We start from the raw sequence: 16765 nt of genomic DNA on the forward strand, positions 1-16765 counted from the left end.
AGGTGGGAGAGTGACGTTGCTCGAGTCCGTGCACGGACCGGCCGACTTGAAGCGGATGGACCAGGAACAGCTCGGCGAGCTGGCCGCGGAGATCCGCGACTTCCTGGTCGAGAAGGTGCGGCTCGCCGGTGGTCACCTCGGCCCGAACCTGGGTGTGGTCGAACTGACCATGGCGCTGCACCGGGTCTTCGACTCGCCGAACGACGCCATCGTGTGGGACGTGGGCCACCAGGCCTACGTGCACAAGATCGTCACCGGCAGGCACGACGGCTTCGGCAAGCTGCGCCAGCTCGGTGGCCTCACCGGTTACCCGGCGCGCGCCGAGAGCGAGCACGACCTCGTCGAGAACAGCCACGCGTCGACGGCGTTGTCCTATGTGGATGGTCTGGCGAAGGCGTTCGAACTCGGCGGTGGTGGCAGGCACGCGATCGCCGTCGTCGGCGACGGAGCGCTGACCGGCGGCATGTGCTGGGAGGCGCTCAACAACATCGCCGCGAACCCGCGTCGTCCGGTCGTCATCGTCATCAACGACAACGGTCGCTCGTATTCGCCGACCATCGGCGGCGTCGCGGACCACCTGGCGTCGCTGCGGTTGAAGCCGGGTTACGAGCGGGTCCTGGACCGTGGCAAGGAACTTCTGCGGCACACGCCCTTCGTCGGCAAGCCGATCTACGCGGCGCTGCACGCGGCGAAGGCGGGGCTCAAGGACGCGCTGAGCCCGCAGATGATGTTCTCCGACCTCGGCCTCAAGTACCTCGGCCCGGTCGACGGGCACGATCTCGTGGCGCTGGAGAAGGCCTTTCAGAGCGCCCGCGACTTCGGTGGCGCGGTCATCGTGCACGTGGTCACCGAGAAGGGGCACGGTTACGAGCCCGCGGTGACCAACCAGGCCGACCAGATGCACCAGACCGATCCGATCGACCCGGAGACCGGCCTGCCGCCGGTCAAGGGCCCGAGCTGGACCGGCGTCTTCGCCGACGAACTGGTCAAGATCGGCGCCGACCGCGACGACGTCGTCGCGATCACCGCGGCCATGCTGCGCTCGACCGGGCTGCACAAGTTCGCCGAGGCGTACCCGGACCGCTGGTACGACGTCGGGATCGCCGAGCAGCACGCGGTGACTTCGGCCGCCGGTCTCGCGATGGGCGGCAAGCATCCCGTCGTCGCGGTGTACTCGACCTTCCTGAACCGCGCGTTCGACCAGGTCCTGATGGACGTCGCGCTGCACCGCCAGCCGGTGACGCTGGTGCTCGACCGTGCCGGGATCACCGGGCCGGACGGGCCGAGTCACCACGGGATGTGGGACCTTTCGCTGCTGGGCATGGTGCCGGGGATGAAGGTCGCCGCGCCGCGTGACGCCGGCACGCTGCGCGAAGAACTGCGCGAGGCCGTCGCGGTCGAGGACGGGCCGACGGCGCTGCGGTTCTCCAAGGGCGGCGTGATCGACTCGGTTCCTGCCGTCGAACGGGTCGGCGTGGTGGACGTGCTGCGCAAGCCCTCCGGTGACGCCGACGTGCTGCTCGTCGCGGTGGGCGCTTTCGCGACACTCGGCCTCGCCGTCGCGGACCGGCTGGCGGACCAGGGCATCGGCGTGACCGTGGTGGACCCGCGCTGGGTCGTTCCGGCGCCCGCCGAACTGGTCGCGCTGGCGGAGCAGCACAAGCTCGTCGTGACCGTCGAGGACAGCGGCCGTCACGGTGGTTTCGGTTCCGCGCTGGCCGCGCTGTTCCGCGACGCCGAATGCGATGTGCCGCTGCGGGATCTGGCTGTGCCGCAGGTGTTCCACGACCATGGGTCGCGTGAGGAGGTGCTGGCCCGCGTCGGGCTCACCGCGCAGGACGTCGCGCGGCGGGTCACCGAGTGGTCCGCGAACCTGGCGAGCCGGACTCCGGCGCCGGAGGACACGCACCGCTGATTCTGGACGCGGTTGATCACGGGTCCGCCGCGTGTCGTCCCTGCCGTCATGTGAGTCTGCGGCCGCAGTGTCGCGAAAGCCACTTTCGGGACACCAGGCGTCCCGGAAGTGGCTTTCGCGACACTACCCGGCCTCACTCGACACGAGGGGTCAGTCGGGTGGGGCCGTGAGCGAATCAGAGGGTGCCCGGTGTCCTGAAGGCCCCCTCCGAGACGTTAAGTGTCCTCAAGGGGACCTTCAGGACACAGAGACAGACACCCTCGCGGTCCTTGTGAGTGGTGCGGACGGCTAGGGCTAAGGGGTCTTGGTTACCTACCGGCTTCTGGCTGCGGTCGTTCACGGGTTCGGACCGTCAAGGGCCCCTTACCTACCTTCAAAGTAGTGATGGAGGCCTTCACTACCTTCGCGATCGCCACGGCCACCACTTTCGCCCCACCGGCACCAATGATCACAGCGGCCGCGCGTGAAGGCCCCCTTCCCTCGGCTCAGCCGAAGAAATTCGACCCTCACACCTTGCCGAAGTACGTGAAGGCCCCCTTCCTTGCGCCTAGCGCAAGGAAGGGGGCCTTCACGTACTTCGGGGTGACCAGGGCGTCGGTACCGAGTGGATCGGGGTGGTCGTGAGTGGCGATTCGGGTTAGAACACGAACGCCACGGCCCGTTACTGGCAAAATCTGCCAGTAACGGGCCTTTCACGTCACGCGCTAGGGGCGCCAGACAGTGCCCCGGCGCTCGTACTCCAACACGACCTCCGCCCGCTGAGCCGCCTGCGCGCCCAGGAACCGCTCCACGAGCCAGAGCGAAACCTCAAGCCCCGAAGTGATCCCGCCGCCGGTGATCAGGTCGCCATCGTCGACGACGCGCGCGTCGATCACCTTCGCGCCTTGAGCGGCCAGATCCGCCTTCGCGCCGCTGTGCGTCGTCGCGTTGCGGCCCTTGGTCAGGCCCGCCGCGGACAGCACCATCGTCCCGGTGCAGATCCCGACCGGCAGCGCCCGCGAAGTTTTCAGGCGCCGTAGGAAACCCTGATCGGCGTTGAGCCGGTGCACGCCCGGACCGTTCCGGTCCTTGTAGCCGCCGCCCGGCACCACGAGGATGTCGGCCTCGTCGGGTGACCAGCCGCGCGGGACGTCGACGGTGGTGCCGTAGGTGCAGCGCACGGGCCCGGGCCGCCTGGCTGTCACAAGCGAGGACTGAAGGGCGCCGCCGGTGAGTTTCCCGGCCAGCCCGAGTACTTCGACGGGCGCGATGAAGTCCTGTTCCTCCACGCCATCGAACATCAGGATCTGAACGCGCAAAGGTGACGCGGCCGTGGCGGCGGGCACGGTGACCCCGGCGGCGACGCCGGCGGACAAGGCTGAAGCACGCAGAAAAGTTCGACGCTGCAAGACGACCTCCCAGGTGTGTACCCAGTGGTCGCGCGAAAACCCGGTCAGGTTCCCGTGAGCCGGGCGACCGAGCGGACGACGAGGTCACGGGTCGCGGCGGCGGAGGTGAGGCCGAGGATCGACAGGTGCACGACGAGGCTCAGGAGTTCCTCGGCGTCGAAGTGGTCCGGCACCGACCCGGCGCGCTGGGCTTCCTTGATCGCGGCGACCTTGTCCGCGTACGCCCGTCGTTCGGCTTCCGGCATGGCGTCGAAGCCCTGCTCCAGCCGGAGCCAGCCGATGAGCCGCAGGACTTCGGGGTGCTCCAGGTAGCGGTCGAACAGGCGTCCCGCGTAACCGGGCAGATCGTCGGGGGTGATCGGGACCGACTTGATCGCGAGATCCACCTGTTCCCGCACGACCATCTCGAAAAGGTATTCCTTGCTGCAGAAATAGGCGTAGATCAGCGCCTTGTTGGCACCGGCGTTCTTCGCGATGCGATCGACCCGCGCGCCCGCGATGCCGTACGTCGCGAACTCGCTCGTCGCCGCGTCCAGCAGTTTCCGCTTGGTCGCTTCCTTGTCCCGGACCATACGACCCAGTCTAACTAACTGGTTGGTTGACATCTAGTCAGGCGCCGTGGCAACCTGAGTTAGCAACCAACCGGTTAGTTAGGGAGAGGGATATGAAGATCGCACTGGTCACGGGAGCTTCCGCGGGAATCGGTGAAGCCACGGCCCTCGCGCTGCGAGAAGCGGGCTACACGGTTTACGGTGCCGCGCGGCGCGTCGAGCGGATGGCGGGACTCGCCGAACGCGGCATCAAGATCCTCGAGATGGACGTCACCGACGACGCGTCGATGGTCGCCGGGATCGAGCGGATCATCGAGGAGTCCGGCCGCATCGACGTCTTGGTCAACAACGCGGGCTACGGCTCGTACGGCGCCTTCGAGGACGTGCCGCTCTCGGAGGGGAAGTACCAGTTCGAGGTCAACGTCTTCGGTCTCGCGCGGCTGGTGCAGCTCTCTACCCCGCATATGCGTGCCCAGGGCTCGGGCAAGATCGTGAACATTTCGTCGATCGGCGGCAAGATTCACGAACCACTCGGCGGCTGGTACCACTCGACGAAGTTCGCCGTCGAAGGACTGAGTGATTCACTGCGGCTGGAACTGAAGCCGTTCGGGATCGACGTCGTGGTGATCGAACCCGGCGCCATCAAAACCGAATGGGGTGGCATCGCCATCGAGAACCTCATGAAGACCTCGGGCGACACCGCCTACGCGCCGCAGGCCAAGGCGCTGGCGAAGTTCTTCGACCAGGCCGCGCGCGGTTCCCACCCGAAGGTGATCGCCGACGTCATCGTGAAGGCGGTTCGGGCCCGGCGCCCGAAGACCCGCTACGCCGCGGGGTTCGGGGCGAAACCGATCCTGCTCGTCCGCCGGGTGCTCCCGGATCGCGCCTTCGACGCGCTGTTCCTCGGGGCGCTGTGCCGGTTCGCCTAGACCGCGACAGCCGGTTCCGCGACGGGCTCCGTGTACGAGTAGACCTCCGGCGGTTCGGGGAAGAGCTTGACCAGCACCGGATACGCGATCGCCGCCGTACACAGCGTCACCACCATGCTGATGTCCACGCCGCCCGCGATGTCCTTGAACGGGCCGGCGATCATCGGGGTGTTGGCGGTCAGCAGGCCCAGCGTCGTCGCCGGGATCCACGCGGCCATCGCACGCCAGTTCACGCCGCGGGTGAACCAGTAGCGGCCGCCCTTGCGGCCCTGGTTGAACACCTGGAGGTCGTCCGGGTCGTAGAACCCGCGCCGCAGCACGAATCCGATCATCATGATCACCATCCACGGCGACGTGCACAGCACGATCAGCGTGGCGAAGGCGTTGATGCTGGAGACCATGTCCAGCACGAAGTTGCCGACGAAGATGAACACGACACTGAGCGAGCCGATCAGCAGTGTCGCCTGGACCCGGCTCAGCTTCACGAAGATCGAACTGAAGTCCAGGCCGGTCCCGTAGAGCGACGTCGTGCCGGTGGACAGCCCGCCGATCAGCGCGACCACGATCAGCGGGATCGCGTACCAGAGCGGGGAGATCGCGGTCAGGCCGGTGATGTAGTCGGCCGGATCCGCGACCAGGGTCGCGGTGGCGATGCCGAACCCGAACGGCAGCAACGTCGCCACCTGCGCCAGGAACGGCGCGGCCAACAGGGAACGGCGGCTGTGGCGCGCGGGGATGTAGCGCGTCCAGTCGCCGAGGAAGGCGCCGAACGAGATCGGGTTCGCCATCGTGGTGAGCGCGGCCAGGATCCAGGTCGGCCAGAACTCCCCGAGGGCGTAGGCGCCGGTGCCGGCGAATCCGGGGTCGAACGTGCCGCCGTAGGCCACGACCCCGAGCAGCATGATCGCCGTGCCGAGGGTGACGGCGACCCGGTTCACCAGCAGCATGAACCGGTAGCCGTAGATGCACACCACCAGCGTGGCGATCGCGATGACGCCGTACGCGACGCCGCGGAGCACCTCACCGCCGTCGAAGCCGAAAAGCCGTTGTGCCGCACCGGCGACGGCGTCGCCGCTCACCCAGACCGAGATGGCGAAGAAGGTGATCGCCGTCAGCAGGGAGAGGAAGGAGCCGACACAACGGCCGACGACGCCGAAGTGCGCGCCGGAGGAGACGGCGTTGTTGGTCCGGGTGAGCGGGCCGAACAACGACATCGGCGAGAGCACCAGCGCGCCGACGACGACGCCCGTCGCGGTGGCCGCGACCGCCGCCCAGAAGCTCAGGCCGAAGGCGATCGGGAGCGTCCCGAGGATGATGGTGGCGAAGGTGTTCGCGCCACCGAACGCCATCCGGAACAGGTCGCGGGGGCGCGACGTCTGTTCCTCCGGCGGGATCGGCGCGATGCCGTGCTGCTCGACTTCGGTGATCTTCTCACCCATAGGGACCTCCAAATACGCAACTCGTCCTCTAGTTGCGGTAGTTCGTGCCGCCAACTACCGCAACTAGAGGACGAAACGCGGTCAGGCGAAGCGGGTCATGACGTGCTTGACGCGGGTGTACTCGGCGAAGGAGTAGGACGAGAGGTCCTTTCCGTGGCCGGAGTGCCCGAAACCGCCGTGGGGCATTTCCGCGACCAGCGGCCCGTGGGTGTTGACCCAGACGCAGCCGAAGTCGAGTTCGCCCGAGACGCGGGTCGCGCGTCCGAGGTCGTTGGTCCAGATCGACGACGCCAGCCCGTAGGGGACGCCGTTGGCAAGGCGCACCGCCTCGTCCTCGTCCACAAAGGACTGAACGGTGATGACCGGGCCGAAGATCTCCTCCTGAACGATCTCGTCGTCCTGCTTCAGACCCGAGATCACGGTGGGGGAGAAGAAGAACCCGCGGTCACCGGCGGGGACGCCGCCGGTCTCCACCCGGGCGTGGGACGGCAGCCGGTCGACGAGGCCGCGGACCCGGCCGAACTGCGCCTCGCTGTTGAGTGGGCCGAAGTCCCGGCCGGGCGCCTGCGCCGCGGCGGCCTTGGTCAGCTCCGCGACGAACTTGTCGTGGATCGCCGCGTCCACCAGCACCCGGCTGCCCGCGGTGCAGTCCTGCCCGGCGTTGTAGAACGCCGCGCCGACGATGCCTTCCGCCGTCTCGGCGAGGTTCACGTCGCCGAACACCAGCAGCGGCGCGTTCCCGCCGAGTTCCAGGTGCGTGCGCTTGAGGTCGGCCGCCGCGACGGTGGCGACGTCGATGCCCGCACGGGTCGAGCCGGTGATGGACACCATCTCGGTGATCGGGTGCTTCACCAGCGCGCGGCCGGTGTCGCGGTCGCCGCACAGCACGTTGAAGGCGCCCCGCGGCAGGAACTCCGCCGCGACCTTCGCCAGCAGCACGGCCGTCGACGGCGTGGTCTCCGCCGGCTTCAGCACGACGGTGTTGCCCGCCGCCAGCGCCGGGGCGATCTTCCAGACCCCCATCATCAGCGGGTAGTTCCACGGCGCGATCTGCGCGCAGACGCCGACCGGTTCGCGGCGGATCGCCGAGGAGTGCCCTGGCAGGTACTCGCCGGACGCGGTGCCTTCGAGCTGCCGTGCAGCACCGGCGAAGAACCGCAGCGCGCTGACGCACTCCGGGATCTCCTCGTCCAGCACGACGGCCCGGATCTTGCCGGTCTCGCGGATTTCCAGCTCGGCGAACTCCTCCGCGCGGGCCTCGACGGCGTCGGCGATCTTCAGCAGCGCGAGCTGACGCTGGGCGGGTGTGCTCTTGCGCCACACCTCGAACGCCCGTTCGGCGGCCGCCAGCGCGGCGTCCACATCGGACTCTTCGGACAGGACGCTGGTGCCGAAGACGTCGCCGGTGGCGGGGTCCACCAGGTCGAGCGTCCGCGAGCCCGCCGCCGATACCTCGGCGCCGTCGATGAAGTTCAGGACCTGAGTCATTTCTTCTCCAGGTGGGTCGGCTCGAACATCTTGAGCAGGGCGGGGACGACGACCACCGACGGGCCCGGCGTGCCCAGCGCGTCGGCGAGATCCTTCCCGACGGTGTCCAAAGAGGACACGGTGGCGTGGACGCCGAAAGAGCGTGCCAGCGCGGCGAAATCGGGTCGCGCGAGTTCGGTGGCGGTGGACTGCCCGAAGGCGCCGGTCAGGTATTCGCGAAGGATGCCGTAGCCGCCATCGTCGATCACGAGCCACGTGACGTCCAGTTCGTGCTGGACCGCGGTGGCCAGTTCCGCGATGCCGTACATCGCGCCGCCGTCGCCGGACACCGCGAGCACCGGGCCACCGGTGGCGGCCGCGCCGCCGAGCGCGCCGGGCAGGCCGTAGCCGAGCCCGCCCGCGCCCTGCGCGGTGTGGATCGGCGCGCCATCGGGGTTCCACGCGGACCAGGCCCAGTAGGCCGCGATCGTCATGTCCCAGAACGTCTGCGTGCCTTCGGGTACCGCCGCGCGGATGTCGTCGATCAGCTTGCGTTCGGCTTCGAGTGGCTGGCCGTCGAGCCGTTCGCGCACCTTGGCCAGCAGGTCCGAGACAGCCGCTTCGGCGACGCCGTCCGGCTGCCGGAACGGTACCTGCTCCAGAACTCCTTGCAGGGCAAGCCGGACGTCGGCGTGGATGCCCAGCGCCGGGTAGTTCGACTCCAGCTTCCCGAGATCGGCCTCGACCTGGATCAGCCGGCCGCGCGGGGCGAATTCGCGGTAGTTGCTGGACAGCTCGCCGAGCCCGGAACCCAGCACCAGCAGGACATCCGCGGCCGAAAGGAACTCGGTGCTGTGCCAGTCCTCGAGCCAGGACTGCCCGGAAAGTTCGTGGTCCCAGCCGAAGACGCCCTTGCCGCCGAACGTCGACAGCACCGGGGCGCGCAAGGCCTCCGCGAGCGCCTTCAGCTCCGCTCGCGCGCCCGAGCGCAGTGCGCCGCCACCGGCGAGGATCACCGGATTCTTCGCCGCACCAAGGAGATTCGCGGCCTCGGTGACGAGTTCCGGCAAGGGCGCGAGCGGCGCGGGCCGAGCCGTCACCGAGGTGATCCGCGGCAGCTCCGCCGGCGCCAGCAGGATGTCCTGCGGGATTTCGACCCACACCGGGCCATACGGTGCGGTCGACGCGGACTCCCACGCCTCGCGCAACGCCGTCGGGAGCTGGCCGACGGTCCGCACCACGTGCACGGACTTCACCACGTCACGGAAACTGGCCTGCTGGTCGGGAAGTTCGTGCAGGTACCCGTGCCGTCCGCCGCCGAGCCCGGCGACCGGGATCTGGCTGGAGATGCCGAGCACCGGCACCGACGCGGCCCGGGATTCCTGCAGTGAAGCCAAAGTCAGCAGCGCGCCGGGACCGGTCGACACGATCATCGGGGTCACCGGGACCGGGCCCTCGGGGTCCGCCGCGAGCCGGGCGCGGGCGTGCCCGTCGGCCGCGAACGCCAGGTTGTTCTCCACCCGCGAGCTGATGACGCGCAGGTCGTCCGTGCGCCGCAGCGCTTCGAACAGGCCGAGCGCGTGCTGGCCGGGCAGGCCGAACACGGTGTCGGCGCCGAGCGCGCGGAGGGTTTCGACGACTACGTCGCCGCCTATCCGTTCTGCGTTGGTCATTCGCCCTTCCCCAAGCTGAGCAGGCTCACCAGGTCGTAGGCGACGTGGGAAGCCGCGATGGCGGTGATCTCCGCGTGATCGTAAGCCGGGGCGAGTTCCACCACATCCGCCCCGACGAGGTTGCAGTCCCGCAGGCCACGCAGGATTTCCAGCAGTTCGCGGCTGGTCATGCCGCCCGCCTCGGGGGTGCCGGTGCCCGGCGCGTGCGCGGGGTCGAGCACGTCGATGTCGACCGAGATGTAGAGCGGGCGGCCGCCGATGCGCTGGCGCAGCGCGTCGACGGTCTCGGCGACCCCGCGGCGCATGACGTCGCCGGAGGTGACGATGCCGAATCCGAGGCGGCGGTCCTCTTCCAGGTCCCGCTTGCCGTACAGCGGGCCGCGCGTGCCGACGTGGGACAGCGCTTCGGTGTCGAGGAGGCCTTCCTCGGACGCCCGCCGGAACGGGGTGCCGTGGGTGTACGGCTCGCCGAAGTAGGTGTCCCAGGTGTCGAGGTGCGCGTCGAAGTGCAGCAGCGCCACCGGCCCGTGCTTCTTCGCCGCCGCCCGCAGCAGCGGGAGTGCGATCGTGTGGTCGCCGCCGACGGTCACCAGCCGCGTCCCGCCCGCGGTCAGCGCTTCGGCCTCGTCTTGCAGGGTTTCGATCGCCTCCCCGATGTTGAACGGGTTGAGCGCGATGTCACCGGCGTCGACCACCTGCGTTTCGGCGAACGGGGAGACGTCGAGTTCCGGGTGGTACGGGCGAAGGAGCCTGCTGGCCTCACGGAGCGCCGCGGGACCGAACCGCGCGCCGGGACGGTAGGACACCCCGGCGTCGAACGGCACCCCGACGACGGCGACGTCGGCATGCTCGACCTGATCGATCCGCGGCAGCCTCGCGAAGGTCGCGAAACCGGCGAACCGGGGCACCCTCGAAGAGTCGACGGGTCCGATCGGGGTCTGCTCAGGCACTGTGTCTCCTTCGGATGGTTTTCAGGACTTCGAAGCGGCGAGTTTCGCCTCTTCTTCTTCGGCGACCGCGCTGCCGTTCAGGCGACGGGTCCACACGGTGAGGATCTCGTCCGACGTCCGCGGGGTGAGGAAGCTGACCAGCAGGTACACCGCCAGGCTGGAGCCGAGTCCCCAGTAGATCGGGCTGTTGGCCTCGACGCCGTCCACGAACATGAACGTGACGACCACGACGGTGCCGACGACCATCGACGCGAGCGCGCCCTGCCGGGTGCCGCGTTTCCAGGCCAGCCCGCCGATGATCGCGACCAGCAGGCCGCCGACGAGGATGTCGTAGGCGATGGTCAGCGCGTTGACCACGTCGTCCACGACCATGGCGATGCCGATCGCGGCGATGCCGAGGACCAAGGTCGTGACACGGTTCCTGGTGACCTCGTTGACGGCCTTCTTCAGTCCCAGCTTGGAAAGCAGGTCCGAGGTGCTCACCGTCGAGCAGGCGATGAGCGCGCCGCTCGCGGTCGACATCATCGCCGACAGCGCGGCCGCGAGCACCAGGCCGCGGACCCCGGCGGGCAGTTGGTCCTCGACGATGGTGGCGAACGCGTCCTGCGCGCTGGCCAGCGTCGGGTAGAGCGTCTTGGCCGCGGTGCCGATCAGCGCGCCGGCGAGGCCGTAGACCAGGCAGTAGACACCGGAGATGACGCCACCGCCGGTGGCGATGCCCGGGGTGCGGGCGGTGAACACGCGCTGCCAGATGTCCTGCCCGATCAGCAGGCCGAAGCTGTAGATGAGGAAGTAGGTGAAGATCGTGTCGCCGCCGATGGCGGTGAGTTCGAAGTAGCTCTCGTCCAGCCGCGCGGCCATCCCGTCGAAACCACCCGCCGAGACGATCGAGACCGGCAGCAGGATGAACAGGATGCCGATGGTCTTGACGACGAACTGGACGATGTCGGTCAGCGTGATCGACCACATGCCGCCGAGCACCGAGTAGAGCACCACGATCGAACCGCCGATGGCGATCCCGGCCCAGCTCGGGACGGTGAAGAGGACCTTGAAGATGGTGGCGAACGCCAGCGTCGAGGTGACCGTCAGCATCAGCGTGTAGCCCCACATGACGACGCCGGAAATGGCGCTGGTGGAGCCGCCGTAGCGCAGGTCGAGCATCTCGCCGACGGTGTAGACGCGCAGCCTCACCAGCCGCCGTGCGAACAGCGTGTGCAGGACCAGGATGCCGACGCCGATCGCGATCACGAGCCAGGCGCCGGAGATACCGTAGGTGTAGCCGAGCTTCACCCCGCCGACCGTCGAAGCGCCGCCGAGGACGACCGCGGACATCGTGCCCGAGTACATGAACCAGCCGAGGCGGCGGCCCGCGACCAGGTAGTCGGACTTGGTCTTGGCGAGCCGCAGCCCGAACCAGCCGACGCCGATCATGCCCGCTATGTACAGCGCGATCACCGCGTAGTCACCGGCCACGGTGTCCTCCTTGCCTGGGGGCTGTTCGCTTCGTTCGGGTCACCGTAGGTTCGTTCGCTCCTTGAACGACATGGGATGATCCATCCAAAGTTGTGTACGAATGAGGATGAAATGGCCCAAACCCGCGATCCGCTCGACTCAGATGTGAATGTCCCGTTACGGGCCGTGGTCGGCAACCCGGAACTGGCACTCGACCCGGTCGGGGAGACGCTGCGCCCCGGCGCGCTCGACGCCCCGGTGCGCTGGGCGCACGTTAGCGAACTCCGGGATCCCGCGCCGTACCTGCTCGGGGCGGAGCTGCTGCTCACCGCCGGGGTGAACCTGCCGGTGGAGCCGTCCGAGATCGACCGCTACGTCCGGCGGCTGGCCGACAGCGGGATCTCCGCGCTGGGGTTCGGGCTCACCCCCGGCGCCCACGAAACGCTGCCGCCGCCGCTGCGGGCGGCGTGCGCCCGGCACGGCCTCCCGTTGCTGACCGTCCAGCCGAGGACGCCGTTCCTGGCGATCAGCCGGGCGGTGTCGGTCGCGCTGGCCGAGGCGGGACAGCGGGAACAGCGGCGGATCGCGGTCGCGCGCGAGGCGCTGACCAGGGCGGCCGGTGACGGGCTCGGTGAACTGACGAGCGCGCTGGCCGTACGGCTGCGGGCGTGGGTGGCGCTGGTCGGCGTCGGCGACGTCCTCGCCGCCGATCACGGCACGCCCTCGCCGCTGCCGGCCGAGGTCCGGGAACTGGTCGCCACGCTGCGGGCGGGCCGGGGGATCCGCAGCGCGACGACGGAACTGGCCGACGGCACGCACGTCGTCGCACAACCGGTGTACCCGCAGGCGACGGCGTCGCATCTGGTCGTGGTCGGCCGCGTCGAGCGGTTCGACGGCGCCGACCGCGCGATCCTGTCGGTCGGGGCGGCGCTGCTCGGGCTGGCGGGCCGCGCGGGTTCGGACGCGGCCGGACTGGGCGCCGCCGCCACCGCGTTGCTGCTGGGGGAGACCGACGTGGTCGGCGTGGACGAACGCCGCCTGGTCGCCGGGATCGCCTACCGCCGCGGCCCCACCGAGGCCGCCGCGCGCTACGACTGGCTGCGCGCCCGGCTCGACACCCCGCTCGTGCGCCTGCGGCCGGGCCCGCGGTTCGACGCGATCGTCGGCGAGGCACCGGAGATCGGCGACCTCGACCGGCTCCGCGCCGACGGCTGGCTCGCGGTGGTGAGTTCGCCCGTGCCACCCGATCGCCTTCCCGAGGCCGTCACCGAAGTCGAACTGCTGCTGCGGCGGGCCGCCGCGCTGGAGCGGCCGGTGGTGGCGGAGGCGTCAGGGCTCGGGCTGGACGCGCTGATCACCCCGGGCGCGGCGGCCGGGTTCGCCGCCAACGCCTTGGCGCCGCTGCGCGAACTCGACCGGAAAGGCGACCGCGAACTGGTCGAGACGCTGCGGACCTGGCTCGCGCACCACGGCGGCTGGGACCGGACGGCCGCCGAACTGGGCGTGCACCGCAACAGCGTCCGGCACCGGATCGGGCAGATCGAACGGGCGCTGGAAGTGGACCTGGCGGATCCGGAGATCCGGATGCGGCTGTGGTTCGCCCTGCGCTGGGCGTGAGTGGCGTTTCGGGTCTTGGCGGGCCTGTATTTGCCTACCCACTGGATGCTGATGTGGGTGAGCGGGGAAGATTCCGGACGTTGAGCGTCCGGAATCTTCCCCGCTCGACGGGTGCTGGGGATGGTCTGGGCTGATCGGGGATCCTCAACGTCCCCGATCCTCCGTTGATCAAGGACCGAGACCGGAGGGACCCCTTCGACGATGTGGGAATCGGGACACTCAACGTCCCGATTCCCACATCGTCACACTCCAGCACTCGCTGAGCCGTCACCCCTCGTGCAAGCCAGGCGGTTGCGTGATCCGGCACTCACGACCAGCTGTACCGCCGCGATACTCCGATAAGGTCACTCTCAGGAACCTATGGCAACGTAGGGTCGTGCGGATTCTGGTAGTCGAAGACGAAGAACCCCTCGCCGACGCGATCGCACGCGGACTGCGGCGCGAGGGGATGGCGGTGGACATCGCGCTCACCGGGGACGACGGGCACGAAAAGGCCGCCGTCACCCGGTACGACGTGGTGCTGCTCGACCGCGACCTGCCCGGGATGTCCGGTGACGATTTGTGCCGCGAGATCGTCGCGTCCGGCGAATTGACGCGCGTGCTCATGCTCACCGCGAGCAGTTCCGTTTCGGATCGCGTGGACGGGCTTTCCCTCGGCGCCGACGACTATCTCGCCAAGCCGTTCGCGTTCCCCGAACTCGTCGCGCGGGTGCGGGCGCTGGGCCGCCGGGCGACTCCGGCCGCGCCGCCGCTGCTGACTTCGGGCGACGTCGAGCTGGATCCGGCTAGGCGGACCGTCCGCCGTGCGAGCGGCCCGGTCGAGCTGACCCGCAAGGAGTTCGGCGTACTGGAGGTGCTGCTGTCGGCCGCCGGTTCGGTGGTCAGCAGCGAGGAACTCCTCGAACGCGTGTGGGACGAGAACGCCGACCCGTTCACCACCACCGTCCGGGTCACCGTGATGACCCTGCGGAAGAAGCTCGGCGAGCCGGGGATCATCGAAACCGTCGTCGGCTCCGGCTACCGGGTGCCGGAGCAGGGGACTCCACGCGGGTGAACGCCCGCAGCCTGCGTGCGCGGGTCACGCTGCTCGCGACCGGGCTGGTGGCACTGGTCAGCCTCCTGTTGCTCTGGCTGACCTGGAACCTGGTCGGCGACGCCGTTTCCGCCGTCCCGCAACTGCCGCCGGGCACCACGGTGCGGGTCGACGGCGTCGATGTCGACGCGTCCGCCGTCACCGAGCATCTGCGGGTGTACGCCCGGAACCGGGTGCTGCTGTTCGGCGCGGTCGCGTTCTGTTTCGTCGTGCTGGCGGCGGGGATCCTCGCGTGGACGTTCACCGCGCGGGTGCTGCGGCCGCTGCGTGAGATTACCGGGACTGCGCGGCGGCTGTCGATCGAATCGATGGGGGAGCGGATCGGCGAGGTCCGCACCAAGGACGAACTCGCCGAACTGGCCGAGACCTTCGACGACATGCTCGACAGGCTGCAAGCCGCGTTCGACGCCCAACGGCATTTCGTCGCGAACGCCAGCCACGAACTGCGGACGCCGCTCGCGGTCATCCGCACCGAACTCGACGTCACCCTTGCCGACGAGCACGCCGACGAAGCCGAACTGCGGCGGATGGCGGGCGTGGTCCGCGACGCGACCGAACGGGCGGAACGGCTGGTCGGCTCGCTGCTGCTGCTCGCGCGCACGGACGGCGCTGGACTGGTGGCCAGGGAACCGGTCGACCTCGCGGTGATCGTCGCGAGCGCGTGGCGCGCGGTGCGGGCCGACGCCGAGAAACGCGGTATCCGCACCGAATTCGCGACCCCGGGCGCGGCGACGTTCGGCGATCCGGCGCTGCTGGAACGCATCGCGGGCAATCTGCTGGAAAACGCCGTGCGGCACAACGTCGACGGTGGCTGGCTGGACGTCGTCACCCAGGCCGGTCCACAGTGGTCGGTGCTGCGGGTGCGGTCGTCCGGTGGCCTGCTCGACCCGGCCGCGGTCCCCGAACTGTTCGAGCCGTTCCGCCGCGCCGGTGTCGCCAGGACCGCCCGCACCGGGGCGGGGCTGGGGCTCTCGATCGTGCGGGCCGCCGTCCAGGCTCACGGCGGCATGGTCTCCGCGGAACCCGTTGTGGGCGGCGGTCTTTCGGTGACCGTCCACCTGCCCGCTCTGCCCTGACCCGCCGCCGGGGTTACTGTTCGAGGATGGTCCCCAGCATACGGCTGAACAACGGAACGTCCCTGCCCCAGCTCGGGTTCGGGGTGTACAAGATCGGCGACGACGAGGTCACGGGCGTGGTCCGCGGCGCCATCGAGGCGGGCTACCGCGCGATCGACACGGCTACCTTGTACGCCAACGAACGCGGTGTCGGCGAGGCCGTCCGCTCCAGCGGGCTGCCCCGCGAGGAACTGTTCGTCACCACGAAACTGTGGAACACCGAACACGGCTACGACTCGGCGTTGCGTGCCTTCGACACGAGCCTGAGCGAACTCGGTCTCGAGTATGTCGACCTGTACCTGATCCACTGGCCGCTGCCGTCGCAGGACAAGTACGTGGAGACGTGGCGGGCGCTGGAAAAGATCGCCTCCGACGGCCGGGCGAAGGCGATCGGGGTCTCGAACTTCCAGATCCCGCATCTGGAGCGGCTGATCGAGGAGACCGGCACCGTCCCGGCGGTGAACCAGATCGAGTGCCACCCGTGGCTTCAGCAGCCGCTGCTCCGGGACTTCCACGAGAAGCACGAGATCGTCACCGAGGCGTGGGGCCCGCTGGCGCGTGGCGGGGACCTGCTCGCCGACCAGAAGATCACCACCATCGCGCGGAAACACGGCAAGACCCCGGCGCAGGTCGTGCTGCGCTGGCACATCGAGATGGACCACCTGGTGATCCCGAAGTCCGTCACGCCGGAACGGATCGAGGAGAACATGGACGTCTTCGACTTCGCGCTCGACGCGCACGACGGCGCCGCGATCGCGACCCTGGAGCAGGGCAAACGCCTGGGGCCGGACCCGGACAAGCTGGGCGCGTGAGCCCGCAAGTAGTCCTCTAGTTGCGGTTCGTCGACGCCAGGCACGCCCGCCGCGTGCAGGAGTGCCTGCCGCGCCGACGGATCGACTCCGACCCGGCTGGCGAACCCGTGCAGCTGCCGGGGTGCCGCCGGAGGATCACCGGCACCCCGGCGTCGGCCGGTTTTCGCGCGTAGGCCTCGCCTTCGTCGCGCAGCGGGTCGAAGCCCGACGTCGCGATGTAGGACGCCGGCAGGCCCGCGACCTCGTCGTACAGCACCGAAGCTCGCGGGTCGCGTCCGAGAGGTAGCGGTCGCGGTACCAAGCACGGGCCGGTGAACAGGTGGTCGGCACTGCGCACGTTCCCGCCGATCCCCGCGCCTGCCGG

At 69.4% G+C, this 16765-nt stretch carries 14 protein-coding genes; 6 read left to right on the plus strand and 8 right to left on the minus strand.

The window, feature by feature from the left end:
• Positions 1 to 10 precede the first annotated feature (10 nt).
• A complete protein-coding gene (gene dxs / locus BS329_RS24400) occupies positions 11 to 1915 on the plus strand; it encodes a 1-deoxy-D-xylulose-5-phosphate synthase (protein WP_076163580.1) in 1905 nt (634 codons plus the stop codon).
• A 704-nt stretch (positions 1916 to 2619) separates the two neighbouring features.
• On the opposite strand, the gene BS329_RS24405 is transcribed toward dxs, so the two are convergent.
• Both BS329_RS24405 and BS329_RS24410 read right to left on the minus strand, forming a co-directional pair.
• On the minus strand, positions 2620 to 3270 hold the full coding sequence (locus tag BS329_RS24405; protein WP_084750142.1) for a DJ-1/PfpI family protein: 651 nt from the start codon (positions 3268 to 3270) through the stop codon (positions 2620 to 2622).
• Between the two features lie 77 nt (positions 3271 to 3347).
• On the minus strand, positions 3348 to 3875 hold the full coding sequence (locus tag BS329_RS24410) for a TetR/AcrR family transcriptional regulator (RefSeq protein WP_076163582.1): 528 nt from the start codon (positions 3873 to 3875) through the stop codon (positions 3348 to 3350).
• A gap of 92 nt (positions 3876 to 3967) precedes the next feature.
• Between BS329_RS24410 and BS329_RS24415 the strand changes: the two genes are divergently transcribed.
• A complete protein-coding gene (locus BS329_RS24415; protein ID WP_076163583.1) occupies positions 3968 to 4783 on the plus strand; it encodes an oxidoreductase in 816 nt (271 codons plus the stop codon).
• Here BS329_RS24415 and BS329_RS24420 read toward each other — a convergent pair.
• From BS329_RS24420 to BS329_RS24440, 5 genes are all read right to left on the minus strand, one after another.
• The gene (locus tag BS329_RS24420; RefSeq protein ID WP_076163584.1) at positions 4780 to 6222 is read right to left on the minus strand and encodes a purine-cytosine permease family protein; all 1443 of its coding nucleotides are present in this window, start codon (positions 6220 to 6222) and stop codon (positions 4780 to 4782) included. The genes BS329_RS24415 and BS329_RS24420 overlap by 4 nt on opposite strands.
• A gap of 81 nt (positions 6223 to 6303) precedes the next feature.
• Positions 6304 to 7710 carry an aminobutyraldehyde dehydrogenase gene (locus BS329_RS24425; RefSeq protein WP_076163585.1) on the minus strand — a complete coding sequence of 469 codons (1407 nt, stop codon included), beginning with the start codon at positions 7708 to 7710 and terminating at the stop codon, positions 6304 to 6306.
• Entirely contained in the window at positions 7707 to 9362 is a 1656-nt protein-coding gene (locus BS329_RS24430; RefSeq protein ID WP_076163586.1) for a thiamine pyrophosphate-binding protein, read from the minus strand. The genes BS329_RS24425 and BS329_RS24430 overlap by 4 nt, the downstream gene beginning before the upstream one ends.
• A complete protein-coding gene (speB, locus tag BS329_RS24435; RefSeq protein ID WP_076163587.1) occupies positions 9359 to 10312 on the minus strand; it encodes an agmatinase in 954 nt (317 codons plus the stop codon). Before speB ends, BS329_RS24430 begins: the two co-directional genes overlap by 4 nt.
• 21 nt (positions 10313 to 10333) lie before the next feature.
• The gene (locus tag BS329_RS24440) at positions 10334 to 11785 is read right to left on the minus strand and encodes a sodium:solute symporter family protein (protein ID WP_076163588.1); all 1452 of its coding nucleotides are present in this window, start codon (positions 11783 to 11785) and stop codon (positions 10334 to 10336) included.
• Between the two features lie 111 nt (positions 11786 to 11896).
• Between BS329_RS24440 and BS329_RS24445 the strand changes: the two genes are divergently transcribed.
• The 4 genes from BS329_RS24445 to BS329_RS24460 all read left to right on the plus strand — a co-directional run bounded on the left by BS329_RS24445 (position 11897) and on the right by BS329_RS24460 (position 16401).
• On the plus strand, positions 11897 to 13381 hold the full coding sequence (locus BS329_RS24445; protein ID WP_208619268.1) for a PucR family transcriptional regulator: 1485 nt from the start codon (positions 11897 to 11899) through the stop codon (positions 13379 to 13381).
• A 376-nt stretch (positions 13382 to 13757) separates the two neighbouring features.
• On the plus strand, positions 13758 to 14435 hold the full coding sequence (locus BS329_RS24450) for a response regulator transcription factor (protein WP_076163590.1): 678 nt from the start codon (positions 13758 to 13760) through the stop codon (positions 14433 to 14435).
• The gene (locus tag BS329_RS24455) at positions 14432 to 15550 is read left to right on the plus strand and encodes a sensor histidine kinase (protein WP_076163591.1); all 1119 of its coding nucleotides are present in this window, start codon (positions 14432 to 14434) and stop codon (positions 15548 to 15550) included. The genes BS329_RS24450 and BS329_RS24455 overlap by 4 nt, the downstream gene beginning before the upstream one ends.
• A 26-nt stretch (positions 15551 to 15576) precedes the next feature.
• Positions 15577 to 16401 carry an aldo/keto reductase gene (locus BS329_RS24460; RefSeq protein ID WP_076163592.1) on the plus strand — a complete coding sequence of 275 codons (825 nt, stop codon included), beginning with the start codon at positions 15577 to 15579 and terminating at the stop codon, positions 16399 to 16401.
• Positions 16402 to 16417: 16 nt separating this feature from the next.
• Here the strand turns inward: BS329_RS24460 and BS329_RS41990 are convergent, their stop codons facing one another.
• Complete coding sequence (locus BS329_RS41990) at positions 16418 to 16738, minus strand: alpha/beta hydrolase fold domain-containing protein (RefSeq protein ID WP_244197277.1); 321 nt, start codon at positions 16736 to 16738, stop codon at positions 16418 to 16420.
• Positions 16739 to 16765: the final 27 nt, after the last annotated feature.

Origin of the sequence: Amycolatopsis coloradensis, assembly GCF_001953865.1 — a bacterium.
Classification (GTDB): Bacteria; Actinomycetota; Actinomycetes; order Mycobacteriales; family Pseudonocardiaceae; genus Amycolatopsis; species Amycolatopsis coloradensis.

Coding starts and splice junctions, on each gene's coding strand:
- BS329_RS24410 (WP_076163582.1), bottom strand. CDS start 3,875: ATGGTCCGGGACAAGGAAGCGACCAAGCGGAAACTGCTGGACGCGGCG.
- BS329_RS24415 (WP_076163583.1), top strand. CDS start 3,968: ATGAAGATCGCACTGGTCACGGGAGCTTCCGCGGGAATCGGTGAAGCC.
- BS329_RS24420 (WP_076163584.1), bottom strand. CDS start 6,222: ATGGGTGAGAAGATCACCGAAGTCGAGCAGCACGGCATCGCGCCGATC.
- BS329_RS24425 (WP_076163585.1), bottom strand. CDS start 7,710: ATGACTCAGGTCCTGAACTTCATCGACGGCGCCGAGGTATCGGCGGCG.
- BS329_RS24430 (WP_076163586.1), bottom strand. CDS start 9,362: ATGACCAACGCAGAACGGATAGGCGGCGACGTAGTCGTCGAAACCCTC.
- BS329_RS24445 (WP_208619268.1), top strand. CDS start 11,897: ATGGCCCAAACCCGCGATCCGCTCGACTCAGATGTGAATGTCCCGTTA.
- BS329_RS24460 (WP_076163592.1), top strand. CDS start 15,577: ATGGTCCCCAGCATACGGCTGAACAACGGAACGTCCCTGCCCCAGCTC.